The organism is Candidatus Zymogenaceae bacterium (genome assembly GCA_016931225.1).
Lineage (GTDB): Bacteria > Desulfobacterota > Zymogenia > Zymogenales > Zymogenaceae > JAFGFE01.
In genome coordinates this window covers 93,766-106,662 of the sequence record JAFGFE010000031.1, presented here as the reverse complement: position 1 = coordinate 106,662, position 12,897 = coordinate 93,766, and the positions used below count along the sequence as shown (strand labels likewise).

The 12,897-nt window shown below is 53.2% G+C and carries 14 protein-coding genes; 13 read left to right on the top strand and 1 reads right to left on the bottom strand.

All coding sequences use genetic code 11. The features are described 5' to 3' along the window. Positions 1–67: 67 nt before the first annotated feature. From nikR to JW885_12605, 3 genes are read left to right on the top strand one after another with little or no spacing between them, the layout of a single operon-like run. A complete protein-coding gene (gene nikR / locus JW885_12615; protein ID MBN1883010.1) occupies positions 68–493 on the top strand; it encodes a nickel-responsive transcriptional regulator NikR in 426 nt (141 codons plus the stop codon). A gap of 25 nt (positions 494–518) precedes the next feature. Further along, positions 519–1,199: an energy-coupling factor ABC transporter permease gene (locus JW885_12610; protein MBN1883009.1), complete on the top strand. Its 681-nt coding sequence runs from the start codon at positions 519–521 to the stop codon at positions 1,197–1,199. Continuing rightward, a complete protein-coding gene (locus JW885_12605; protein ID MBN1883008.1) occupies positions 1,192–1,518 on the top strand; it encodes a PDGLE domain-containing protein in 327 nt (108 codons plus the stop codon). Before JW885_12610 ends, JW885_12605 begins: the two co-directional genes overlap by 8 nt. A gap of 99 nt (positions 1,519–1,617) precedes the next feature. Here the strand turns inward: JW885_12605 and JW885_12600 are convergent, their stop codons facing one another. Then, the gene (locus JW885_12600) at positions 1,618–2,406 is read right to left on the bottom strand and encodes a response regulator (protein MBN1883007.1); all 789 of its coding nucleotides are present in this window, start codon (positions 2,404–2,406) and stop codon (positions 1,618–1,620) included. Between the two features lie 179 nt (positions 2,407–2,585). Between JW885_12600 and JW885_12595 the strand changes: the two genes are divergently transcribed. The 10 genes from JW885_12595 (at position 2,586) to JW885_12550 (ending at position 12,858) form a co-directional block, all read left to right on the top strand. Then, on the top strand, positions 2,586–3,200 hold the full coding sequence (locus JW885_12595; protein ID MBN1883006.1) for a threonylcarbamoyl-AMP synthase: 615 nt from the start codon (positions 2,586–2,588) through the stop codon (positions 3,198–3,200). Positions 3,201–3,446: 246 nt separating this feature from the next. Next, positions 3,447–4,100 (top strand): TetR/AcrR family transcriptional regulator, encoded by a 654-nt coding sequence (locus JW885_12590; protein ID MBN1883005.1) that lies wholly within the window; start codon positions 3,447–3,449, stop codon positions 4,098–4,100. A gap of 126 nt (positions 4,101–4,226) precedes the next feature. Continuing rightward, positions 4,227–5,507, top strand: a complete 1,281-nt coding sequence (locus JW885_12585; GenBank protein MBN1883004.1) for an aspartate aminotransferase family protein — start codon at positions 4,227–4,229, stop codon at positions 5,505–5,507. A gap of 49 nt (positions 5,508–5,556) precedes the next feature. Next, positions 5,557–5,916 (top strand): SCP2 sterol-binding domain-containing protein, encoded by a 360-nt coding sequence (locus JW885_12580; GenBank protein MBN1883003.1) that lies wholly within the window; start codon positions 5,557–5,559, stop codon positions 5,914–5,916. A 1-nt stretch (position 5,917) separates the two neighbouring features. Further along, positions 5,918–7,207, top strand: coding sequence for an aspartate aminotransferase family protein (locus tag JW885_12575; protein MBN1883002.1), 1,290 nt, complete (start codon positions 5,918–5,920; stop codon positions 7,205–7,207). A 25-nt stretch (positions 7,208–7,232) separates the two neighbouring features. Further along, positions 7,233–8,654 (top strand): APC family permease, encoded by a 1,422-nt coding sequence (locus JW885_12570; GenBank protein MBN1883001.1) that lies wholly within the window; start codon positions 7,233–7,235, stop codon positions 8,652–8,654. A gap of 98 nt (positions 8,655–8,752) precedes the next feature. Beyond that, complete coding sequence (locus JW885_12565) at positions 8,753–9,595, top strand: transketolase (GenBank protein ID MBN1883000.1); 843 nt, start codon at positions 8,753–8,755, stop codon at positions 9,593–9,595. A gap of 12 nt (positions 9,596–9,607) precedes the next feature. Then, positions 9,608–10,621, top strand: a complete 1,014-nt coding sequence (locus tag JW885_12560) for a transketolase family protein (GenBank protein MBN1882999.1) — start codon at positions 9,608–9,610, stop codon at positions 10,619–10,621. Between the two features lie 21 nt (positions 10,622–10,642). Further along, positions 10,643–11,425: a hypothetical protein gene (locus tag JW885_12555; GenBank protein ID MBN1882998.1), complete on the top strand. Its 783-nt coding sequence runs from the start codon at positions 10,643–10,645 to the stop codon at positions 11,423–11,425. An 80-nt stretch (positions 11,426–11,505) separates the two neighbouring features. Further along, positions 11,506–12,858: an APC family permease gene (locus tag JW885_12550; GenBank protein MBN1882997.1), complete on the top strand. Its 1,353-nt coding sequence runs from the start codon at positions 11,506–11,508 to the stop codon at positions 12,856–12,858. The last annotated feature ends 39 nt before the right edge of the window (positions 12,859–12,897 follow it).

Sequence of the window (12,897 nt, the reverse complement as noted above, 5' to 3'; positions counted from 1 at the left end):
ATTATGAGAGCGTGGTACATGGTATAAAGATAACACGTATTTATAAATAGTAGCACGATTTATTGCCATGAGTAACACGAAACGTTTTGGTGTATCACTTGACGGTGAGCTGCTCGATAAATTTGATGAATATATCGAAAAGAAGGGCTATCAGAACAGGTCGGAGGCGATACGCGATCTCATCCGTGATCGTCTTGTCCGGAGGGAATGGGAGGAGGAAGACGGCAACCGGAGTAAGATGGCGGTTCTGACCATGGTGTATGATCATCACAGGCCCGATCTTCAGATGAAATTGACGGACATTCAGCACGAGAGTCACAATATTGTTCACTCGTCGCTTCACATACACCTTGATCACCACAATTGCATGGAGATCATCGTTCTCAAGGGGAGCGCCAAACAAATCATTCAGGTGGGAGAGAACCTGATAAGCACCAAGGGTGTAAAACATGGAAAACTTGTTTTGACGACAACAGGATCGGATTTGACTTGATAATAGAGTGAAAGGAGAGAAAAGCATGCATATCCCAGATGGATTCCTATCCACACCGGTAAGCGTCGCTACGTATGCGGTGAGTGCCGTAACGGGTGGATTCGCGGTGTATCGGGCAAAAAAATATTTTGCCGACCGGCTCGTCCCGATGGCCGGTGTGTGCGCCGCATTCATCTTCGCAGCACAGATGATGAATTTTCCCATCGGCGGCGGAACGAGCGGTCATTTTCTCGGAGCGATCCTCGCCTGCGTCCTATTGGGCCCGTCGGCGGGCTTTTGGGTAATGACCCTCGTATTGGCTGTACAAGCCCTGTTATTCGCGGACGGCGGCATCACCGCACTGGGAGCGAATGTCATGAACATGGGTTTAATCGGCGGAGTACTTGTGTATTTTATACTGATCGGGATACTGAAGCTGTTACCCAAAAATAAGAAATCATTCATCAGCGCTGTCGCCGTCGCGTCGTGGTTGTCGGTGGTATTGGCCGCAGCGACGTGCAGCCTTGAACTGTCCATATCCGGCACCATCCCCTTCGGAGTTGTGTTCCCGGTCATGACGACGACGCATGCGCTCATCGGCATCGGCGAAGCTCTCATCACCACTGCGGTTACGGCGACTGTCCTGAGCGCCAGGCCTGATATGGTGTTCGCATGGTCGGAAGAGCCGTCACTTGGACTGAGCAAGGAGGTGCTGGCGGATGGATAAGAAGACTAAGAGATTTTCTGCTTTGGTGGTTATCCTTTTGATCGTGGCGGCGGCCGTCGCCTTCTTCCTGTCACCGTATGCCTCCAGCGATCCGGACGGTTTGGAATGGGTGGCGGAATTCGGAGTGCCGGAAGATCTAACCTTTATCGATAAGGGCGAAGAGGCAGTATGGGAGGGGAGCCCGCTCCCCGATTATACCGTTCCCGCACTGGGAGAAGAAGCGAATATATCGGTACGGGTTGCCGGGATCATCGGAACACTGGTTATGTTCGGCCTGGGATTTGGTTTGGCGTTGATTTTCAGAAAGAGTGAGAAGTAGAAGGGAAAAGACAAAATATCTCGACGGCCGAAAAAATGCCGATGGATTCACTCTGAATCCATCGGCATGATTTATTGTAAGGGTCGTATGCCATAATTACTACTGAATTTGAAGAATATCCGATCCCTTTTCCCTGAGTGTTTCATACGTGTCGGGACCGCCTTTCTGTATCAGGTTCAGCCCTTCCATGCCTTCGTTGAAGATATCGAGAAACATATCCTGGGCTCCGGTAAAGATAATTATCCTGTCTGCGGGGATATATTTTTTGATTCTGTTGACCAGCTCAAGTCCGGACATGCGGGGAAGCAAGAGGTCGACTATGAGGAGATCAGGTTTTCCCTTTTTCAATTCCACAAGGCCGTCTTCGGCGCTCCCCGCCTCAATCACATCGGTTACCAATTCGGAGAACATTTCCGCGATTTGCAGTCTGGTGAGCGTTGAGTCCTCGATAATGAGGACCTTTTTGTTGGCTTTTGGTTTTTGCTTCTTGACTTTTTTGACGATCACCTTTTTAACCAGTTTTTTCTTACCGGTCGGATCAACGGATGGTTCGGTGATGACTTCCTCGGATATGACTTCCGGTTCCTCTGAAAACCTCTCGGCATCGACGGTGTTCGCGGCAGTCGATGACGTATCGGACGTATCAATATATACAATATTGGATGTCGTATCGTCGTGTGAAACCGCACCGATCACGGGAGTTTCACCATTGTCTAACACAGCGCTCTCGTCGGAAATCACAATGGCGTCGGAGTCGAATCCGAAGATAAACTCGTTGCCGCATTGAGAGCACTTGATTGGAGACGAACTGCTGGTGGTAACGATTTCCTCCAAATCGAGAAATATCTTCTTATTGCATTTCGGGCATCGAGTTTCGATCAGAGACATAGGGTAACCCATAGATATCCTTTTAAATTATATTCCTCTGTGCACATTCTTGTCAAGCTTTATAGGACACAGTCATGGAACCGATGCCCTCTCACTCTCTTTTTTCACATCCATGATGCATCTTGGCATTGACAATACATCGCGCGTCGTGTTAGATGGAAGGTGGAGGTACATACAATATGCAAATTCTCAAAATTAATCCGGATAATCCGCAACAGCGCCTCGTCAATCTGGTAGTCGAGGCGTTTAAGGACGGAGGCGTTGTTGCGTATCCCACAGACACCATCTATGGGATCGGGTGTGACATTTTTCAGAAAGGGGCCCTCGAACGCCTGTATCAGATAAAGGGGAAAGACCCGAATAAACCCCTGAGCCTGATCGTTGCGGATTTTAAGGACATTAGCAACTACGGCACAATGACAAACGAGGCGTTTCAACTGATGAAAACGCTGACGCCGGGTCCATATACGTTTATTCTTGAGGCGTCGCGAAAGGTTCCGAAGGACATACTCTCAAAACGCAAAACCGTCGGCATTCGCATACCTGACAACAATATCTGCATCGCCATGGCCCAGACGCTGGGAAACCCGATTATCACCACCAGTGTCAGGAATCCCGCGAACGAGCTTTTCAATGATGCGGAAGAAATTGCGGATCGGCTGAGTGGGAAAATCGATCTGGTGGTGGACGGCGGGCGTATATCGCCCCATCATTCCACGATACTTGATCTAACCGGAAAAGAACCGGTCATTGAGCGGGAGGGAAAGGGGGACGTCTCATTTCTGATGGAATAGGTATCTGGACGTACAAGTCCGTATATGGTGAAAAGATTCATTCAGCTGATATACTGATCGACGATGTGAGAACCCTCCAAACGGAGGGTTCTTTTTTTTAATACGAAGGGGAAAGTGAAACGTTGGGTGAAGATCGTATCACAAAGAGAACTCACATTGTCGTGATTTTTTCTTGACAGAAAGAACGATGTTCAGTAGCATAACATTGTTCATTCCAGACACGGTACCACGCAAGGGTCCTACCACATGCAAGACGTTATTGCGAAACGCATAGAAACAGAAAAACAGGAACGCATCGAACAAATACTGAAAGCCGCGCGCACCCTCTTTGTGCAAAAGGGATATCTCGGCGCGACCATGCGGGATATCGCCCTGGAGGCGGAGCTCTCCACCGGCGCCATATACGTCTATTTTTCGGGGAAAGACGAAATATACGCAAAAGTATGCGAGGAGGCTTTTCTCGTCGTTATCGGATTGATTAAAAAGGCCGCGGAGACACCGGGGACGCCCAAAGATCGCCTGAGGGCCATCTGCAGGGAATACTATTCATTCTATACCGACTACACCGAGTATTTCGAGATGCTGACGTTCCACGATCTCGGTTTTACCCGTCGGGGACAATCGGAAGAGCTGTCCGATCGTCTCAAGGAATTAACCGCCCAGGCCATTTCGATCATTCATGATGTGGTCGCCGAGGCGATCGAGTCGGGGGAATTCTCGGATACGTTCGACAGCCTCAAGGCGAGCTTCAACCTCTGGGCGGGCCTTGAAGGAATCCTGCTTTTGGACATGATGGGATATCTTCGCGCCAGGGGGTTTGAATTTGATCTCGACGAGCTGGTTTTAAACCAACTGGAGATATTGCTGTTGGGGATTTCGGTCTTTGAAGATAAGAAGTAGCGGCGGATGATGCCGGTAACGAATATCGAATCCATCGGTCCGAACGTTTTGATGAAATCAGGATGAAACAGGCGACATATATGTATATTGCATGAATATTTACTATCATATGAAAAAGGGGGACTCATGGCAAAAACACTCAGTAAGGCGGATGCGGAGAGCGTAAAAAAACAGGTGTTGGCTGATTTTTCGGAGTACGTCAATCCGCAGAAGGCGAGAGTTCTCACGAATTCGGGATTGGATATCATCGAGGGGAGGCGGGAAGGGGCGACAGTATGGGATATCACCGGCACGAAATATATCGACTGTATTACTTCGGCCGGATCTTTCAACGTCGGCAGGAGAAATCCGGAGATCATACAGGTCCTCAAGGACGCCCTCGATGAATACGATCTGGGCGTTTTTTTAATGTGCAGCAAGCCGAAGGCCGACCTGGCCAAGAAGTTCGCCGAGATCACGCCGGGAGACCTCCAGTACACCATGTACGGATGCGGGGGGGGCGAGGCAAACGACTTCGCCATCAAGCTGGCCCGGGGCTTCACCATGAAGTCTGAAATCATCTCCACCATCAAGGCGTATCACGGACACACCGGTTTTTCTCTGGCGGCCATCGGCAGGGAGGAATACAAGAAGCCGTTCTATCCAATGGTGCCCGGCTATGTCCAGGTTCCGTTCAACGATGTGGCGGCCATGGAGGAGGCGATTACGGAGGACACGGCGGCGATCATGCTGGAGCTGGTACAGGGAGAGGGCGGCATTTACCCCGCCACCGCCGAGTACGTGGAAGGGGTCAGGAAGCTGTGCGACGACAACGAGGTGCTGTTTATCGCCGATGAAATCCAGACCGGGTTCGGCCGCACAGGCAAGATGTTCTGCGTCGACCATTTCGGCGTCACCCCCGACATCATGACCGTCGCAAAATCCCTTGGCGGCGCCCTGTACCCGATCTCCGCCACCATCTATCGCGAGGAGCTGGGCGATTTCGTGATGACCCATCCATTCACCCACCTCTCGACCTTCGGCGGGTCCGACCTTGGATGCATCGTGGGATTGGCGGTGATCGACTGGCTGATCGAAAACAAGATTCCGGAGCATGCGGCGAAAATGGGCGAGCGGTTTCAAAAGGGTTTTGACGATCTCTTGACCCGCTACCCGGAGCTTTTCCTGGAGGTGCGGAGAAAGGGCCTGATGATGGGGCTTCAGTACACCAACGACAGCATCGGTCCGCGGATGAGCTATCAGCTTGCGCAAAACGGCGTCATGGCCATCTATACCGGCAACGAGCCGTCCGTCATGCGCCTGATGCCGTCTTTGGTCATCACACCCGAGGAGGTGGATTTCGTGCTCGAGGCCCTCGATACATCGATGGCCGGGATTATGAAGCAAGGCGGTATTGAGAAGTATTGATCGAAAAACGAATTTTAAATAGTGATATACATGAGAAGGAGAAGTATCTATGGCGACATCTGAAGAAATTATGGAGGCCTTGACGGATTTTACCGAGCAATGCAACACCAACAAACGGCTCAGACGCATGCAGCGGGACTGGACGAAACTGTTGCATTATGTGGCGACAGATACCGGTGATTCTTTCACAATGGAGGTTATCGAGGGGGAGATCATCAAAAACGAGGCCGGCACCAACGGCACACCCGACGTCGTCGTCGAGACAGACAGCGAGACCATGTGCGACATGTTCTGGGGCGACCTGAACCCGACACAGAAATACCTCAGGGGAGAGATCAAGGTGAAGGGCACCCAGGAAGATGTCATGCGCATCGACGCCATTACCGCCGTCATCTGGCCGGAGGTATGATATGTCCATCATAGATGAAATCCTTTCTCAAACGGATGCGGAACAAATACGGAAAGAAACCGAGCATAATTACAGGGAGTACGTCAACCCCTTCGCGCTGAGGATGTTCAAGAACGCCAGTCTCGACATCATCGAGGGAAAGAGGGAGGGCGCCAGCGTCTGGGATATCTCCGGAGAAAAATACATCGACTGCGTCACCGGCGCGGGAATATTCAATGTGGGCCGTCACAACCCGGATGTGGTCGACGCGCTGAAGAAGGCCCTGGATACCTACGACATGGGCGGGTGGATATCCATCGTCAGGGAGCGGGGCCTGTTGGCGAAGAAGCTGGCGGAGATCACACCGGGCGATCTGAAGTATTCCCTCTTTTGCTGTGGCGGCGGGGAGGCCATCGAGGTGGCCATCAAGCTGGCCCGGGGGCACACCGATCGACCGGAAGTCATCTGCATGGATAACGGCTACCACGGGGTGACCGGCTTCGCCCTTCCCGCAACCGGCAGGGAGGTGTATCGAAAACCCTTCGCGCCCCTGGCGCCGGGGTACAAGCATGTGCCCATCAACGATATTAAGGCGGTAAAGGAAGCCGTCACGGAGGAGAGCGCGGCGATCATGCTAGAGCCGATTCAGGGGGAGGGGGGCATCGTCCCCGCCGACGACGACTACCTCAGGGAGCTTCGGGCGATCTGCGACGAGAACGAGATGCTCCTTATCTTCGACGAGGTTCAAACCGGCTTCGGCCGTACCGGAAAGATGTTCTGCGCCGAGCACAGCGGCGTGACGCCGGACATCATGGTGTTCGCAAAATCCCTGTCGGGAGGGCTTTATCCCATATCATGCGCGATCTTCACCGAGGAGATCAGCGATTTTCTCATGGCCCATCCCTTTATCATCATCAACTCGTTCGGCGGTACATCTCTTGCCTGTCTTGTCGCGCTGGCCGCGATAGAGTACATCGAAGAGAACGATCTTCCCGGTCATGCGGAAAAGATGGGCGCCCGGTTCATGAAGGGGCTTTCAAAATTAAAGGAGAAGTACCCGGAGCTGGTGCTGGACGTTCGAGGGAAGGGCTTGATGCTGGGCATGGAGTTCCCGGAAGACAGCATCGGCCCCCGGATGGCGTATCAGCTCAGGCAGAACGGCGTCATCTCTATATACACCTTCAACAACCCCCGTATCATACGGATTATGCCGACCCTGGTCATCACCCCGGACGAGGTGGATTTTGTGATGAAGGCCTTTGATGCGTCTCTCAAGGAGATTCAGGCTCAGGAAGATAAACTGAAAAAATGATTCGAATTGATTGAGGAGAAAATCTATGACTCAACTCAGGCGGGCTGTGGGACTACGCACGGTGATATCCACCGGCGCGGGCATGGCCCTGGCGACGGTCACCTACGTATCGTTTATCGAGCTTGCAAGCTACCTGACCGGACATTCGGCATGGATAGCAATTCTCACCGCCGGCGTCATGGCGGTCATGGCCGGCTCTTGTTTTTGTGAACTCAACTCCATGTATCCCACCTCGGCGGGCATCAAGATATACATCGAAAAGGCCTTCGGGGAGAAAACGGCGATCATCATCGCCGGTGTCTATGTAATGGGACAGCTCTCCATCGTGGGCGCCGAGGTATATATACTCTCCCAGGCCCTGTCCCAGGGCGTCACCTTCGTGCATCCGGTCATCTGGGCCGTCGCCTTCGGTGCGGTGCTCTGGTTTCTCAACTACCGGGGGATCCGCATCGCCGGGACAACCCAGGATATCATCGCCTACACCATGTTTATCGGCCTGATCCTCATTTCCATATATGGGCTTTCATCAACCGGTTTTCATATAGAGAATCCCATCCAAGTGGGGAGCCTCGATGGCTTTATCCAGGCGGTGGCCATCGGCATCTCGTGCTTTATCGCGTTTGAATGGGTCGTGACCATATCAGAAGAGGTCACCGACGTGAAGCTGGTGCCCAAAGGAATGATGATCGCCCTGGGGATCCTCGCCATCGTCTACGCCCTGTTTTCGACGGCGATGACGGCCGTGCTTCCTGCCGAGACCCTGGCCTGGGTCCTCGATCCGGAGGGACTTCCCATTCCCCATGTCCTATACGGCGAGACCCTGCTGGGGGGCTTCGGCCTCTACTTCATGATCGGTATGGCGCTTCTGGCGTCGCTGACGTCTCTCAACGCCGGGATCCTCACGTCATCCCGTTTCATCTATGCCATGGCCCGGGACTGGTCGCTGCCGAGGTTCATCGCCAGGCTCCACCCGAAACACGCGACTCCCTGGGTGGCGATGGTGGTGGTGACGGTGTATTGTGTCCTGGTGACCGTGTACGGATTTGCGACCCATTTCATTCTTTCCATGATACTGATCATTGCCGCAACGGAGTGCATGATCTACATGGTCATGGCGATGTCCGTCATTCGGCTTCGGTTTAAGAATCGGGACGCCGAGCGGGATTTCAAGATAAAGGGAGGAATTACAATACCGGTCATTGTTATTCTGATATATGGGATCGTCGCGGGATTCATCCTCTTCGGCCCCATGCAGCCCGAAGACGTCGTTGATCAGCGCATCGCTCTCGGCTTCATCGTGGGCGTTCTCATCATCAATGCGGGATATGTCTTTTTCCTGCTTCCGAAGATCAGGGCCAAATACGAGCGGCTTGCGGCCCAGAGGGCGCCCCGGCGCAGACGACGTCCAGGCCCTGAGGAGAGCGATGAAAAAAAGGCGGTGGATTAGAATTACATTGGAAAAATATTGATAATAATGGTATGTTTAAATCGAAAAACTCAAGAAAATAAAATATATACGTCACCCATTGTAAGAGGAGGCACATAATGGCCCTGTCAGAAAGTGAATTGAAGGCTCTGACCGAAAAGGCCCACCAGCTCAGGAAAGACGTCATCCAGACGGTGGCCTGGTCAGGCGGCGGTCACGCCGGCGGAGCACTGTCACAGCTTGACCTGTTGGTAGCGCTCTATTACAAATATCTCAATATCGATCCAAGCAACCCGGAAAAGGCGGATCGGGATAGACTCGTCCTCTCAAAGGGGCACGGCGGTGTGGGATATGCTCCGGTCCTGGCGGACAAGGGATATTTCAAAAAAGAACTGCTCCAGACGTTCAATCACACAGGCTCCAGCTTCGGCATGCACCTGGATAAAAACAAGGTGCCCGGAGTGGATGCGTCAACAGGCTCATTGGGACACGGTCTCTCCATCGCCGTCGGCCTGGCCCTTGGTGCGAAGTTTTCCGGGAAAAAATGGCTGACCTACTGTATTATGGGAGACGGGGAACAGCACGAGGGATCGATCTGGGAGGCTGCAATGTCCGCCGCCCATTACAAGCTCGATAATCTCATCGGGATAATCGATAACAACAAACTGTGTATCGACGGTCCATTGAACGAGATCATGAACGTCAGCCCCCTGGACAAGAAGTGGGAGGCGTTCGGCTGGAAGGTCAGAATTATCGACGGACATAACTTCAATGATATCTGCGATGCCATTGAAGAGGCCCAGGCATTCTCGGGCGGTCCGTTTATCATCATCGCCCAGACCGTAAAGGGCAAGGGCGTTGATTACATGGAAGGCGCCAAAGAATGGCATTACGGCGGGCTTGACGGTGAAATGACCAGAAAGGCCCTGGAATCCATCGACCGCATGTATGCGGGTAAATAACAGGAGGAAACCATGGCGGAAGGAAGTGTTACGTGGAGTCTGCAGGACGCCGATCATATGACGGCGGCTGAGATATATGGTGAAACACTGGTACATCTGGGCGAAGAGCGTGAGGATATCGTCGCCCTGACGGCGGACCTGGCCAAGTCCACCAAGATAGGAAAATTCGAGACACGATTCCCGGATCGATTCATAAACGTCGGCATCGCGGAGCAGAACCTGTTCGGCATCGGCGCGGGATTGGCGCTGGCCGGATTTACCCCCTTCATCTCGACCTTTGCGGTGTTCGCATCCCTGAGGGCCGGTGAGCAGGTCAGAACCGATATCTGCTACCAGAACCTCAACTGCAAGATCATCGCCACCCATTCCGGCGTATCGTTCGGCCAGGCGGGAACGACCCACCATTGTACCGAGGATTTGTCCGTGATGCGCTCGTTCGCGAATATGACGGTGATCGTCCCCGCCGACGGCATTGAGACCTCAAAGGCGGTGGAGGCGTGTGTGGACTGGAAGGGTCCGGTGTACATCAGGATCGGGCGGGGATTCGAGCCCTGGGTGCACAAGGATGCCAATTACGCCTTCGAGATCGGTAAGGGCATAGAGATGCATCCCGGCAGCGACATCACCGTCATCGCCTGCGGCACGTCGGTATACGCGGCCGTGGACGCCGCGGAAGTGCTGGAGAAAGAGGACGGGTTGTCGGTACGGGTCATCGATATGCACACCATCAAGCCCATCGACCGGGATATCATCATGAAGGCCGTGGAGGAGACCCGCCGTATCGTGACCTTCGAGGATCACAACATCATCGGCGGCCTCGGCAGCGCCGTCAGCGAGGTCATCGTCGAGTCCGGTAAGGGCTGCGCATTCAAGAGGGTGGGCATACCGGACGAGTACTCCATCGTCGGCTATCCGGAAGACCTCTACAATCATTTCAAGCTCGATACCGACGGCGTCATCGAGACGGTCCGTGAGGTTATGGGCAAGGAGTTCGAGGAAGACGAGGACTGGGAAGACGAGATATAATCTCAGAAACAAGGAGGCGATATGCCTGACGATAAAGACAAATATGTGCTGGCCAGAATCATGATGCGGGCCGCCCTCCCACTGGCGAAAGTCCTCATTGAAGACGACCCGAAAATAAAAAAGAAAATGAAAGGTTTCAACGCGGTGGTGCAGTTCGAGGTCAAGGGATATGACGATCTGGTCACCGTGATGCACTTTACGGATGGAAACCTCGAATTTTCGTTTACCCGTCATGAAAATCCGGACGTCAATTTCGTGTTCAAAGACCCGGGACAGCTCAACAAGTTCTTTGGCGGCAAGGTCGCCATGCCGGTCATCAAAGGGATGTTCAAGCTCGGCATCGTCCTGAGGGTGGTGCCGCTGCTGCTCGGATTGACGCTGCTGTTGCCCAGCAAGAAGCCCAAGGACCCCGCGAAACAGTACCTGAAGGTGAAGCTGTTGTTCTACATGCTCAGCTCGGCGCTGTCTCAAATGAACAAGGCGGGCGACGAGGAGTTCGTCGAGTTCTGTAAAAAGATGCCGGACCGCATCATCCAGTGGTCCTGCCCCCCGGACGGTCCGTATGCCTACCTGCGTATCAAATACGGCAAATCCAAGGCGGGCAGGGGATTGTATACCAGGAAAAAGCCGTTCATCGACATGCAGTTTGGAGGCGTTGAGTCGGCGATCAAGGTGCTGACAAACGAGCTGGATCTGGTGGACGCGGTCAGATACGGACACTTGACACAGCTCGGTTCGCCGGAATACGGCGCGAAGCTCGGCTCATACATGCTCAAAATCGACAAGTGGATTCAGGAGGCATGAGCGATAAAAGAGAGAGACGATAGATACACAAAAAACGCCCGGGCGGGACACCGCCCGGGCGGGAATTGTGAGGTATGCGTATGTCACAATTGAAGAAGGTCGTCACGTTTCGCACCGTCGTCTCCACGAGTGCTGGCATGGCGATGGCGACCTCGTGTTATGCGGCGGGGATTGAGGTCGCGAATATGGTGGCTGGTCAATCCGCGTGGATTGCGATACTGGTTGCAGGTATCATGTGTACGTTTTCCGCGATGTGTTTTGCGGAACTCAACGGCATGTATCCCTCGGCTGCGGGTATCCGCCTCTTTATTGAGCGGGCCTTCGGGGAGAAGGCGGCCCTCACCATCGGCGCCTTCTATGTGGGATGCGCCCTTGCGATGGTCGGACCGGAGACATATATTCTCAGCAATGTCATACACGTGATCTTCCCCTCGGTGCACCATCTAATATGGGTCGTGTTGTTTCTCGGCGTCATCGCACTGATAAACTACCGGGGTGTGGTCATTACCGGGATCGTACAGGATATTCTTTCTTATTCGATGATAACCTTTATGCTCCTGGTCGGTTTTTACGCCATCTCGATCTCGGGGATCACCGCCGGAGAACTGTTTCACACCGGTGGTGCCGTAAACGTGTTCGAGGCCGCCGCGGTGGGGGTGTTTCTCTATGTGGGATTCGAGTGGGTGACCCCCCTGGCCGAAGAGGTGACCGATTCGTCAATGATCGCCCGGGGAATGCTCGTCGCCGTGGGCATCTTATGTATTGTCTACGCGGTATTTACGACCGGTATGACGGCGGTCATACCGAAGGAAATACTCGCCGAATCCCCCATTCCGCATATCGAGGTGGGAAGAAAGCTGTTTGGAGAAATCGGACTCATTATCTTCATCATCATGAGCATACTGGCGTCGATGACGTCGTACAACGCGGGCTTTTTAAATTTTTCAAGATATATGTACGCCATGGGGCGGGACAACGTACTGCCGCGGGTGTTCTCCAGCATCAGCAGATACGCCACTCCCTGGTTTTCGATTCTCTTTTGTTTCACCATTTCTCTTGCCATATCGGTATACATCATGTTCAGCGGCCGCTACATACGCTTGATCATGGTATCGGCGGCCATCGAGGTGATCATATATCTTGTCATGGCCCTTTCGGTTATCCGATTACGCTACAAGCTTCCGGAAACCGAGAGATCCTATCGGGTCCCCGGCGGCCTGATTATTCCGGCGATCGCCGTGATATTTTTTCTCGTGCTTCTTGTGGGCATTTACGCCCAGGATATTATTGTGTTGTATATCATGATCGGGGTGTTTGCTGTGTGTCTGCTCTACACCCTGACAGCGGTTCCAAGGCTTCGCGCCGCACACCGGGCGCGCATAGCCGCACGGCAGCCGCGCAGGAGAAGACCGACCGATACCGGCGGGAAATGACACATTCGTTTTTTAACCAGATCTTAAATATCCCACACA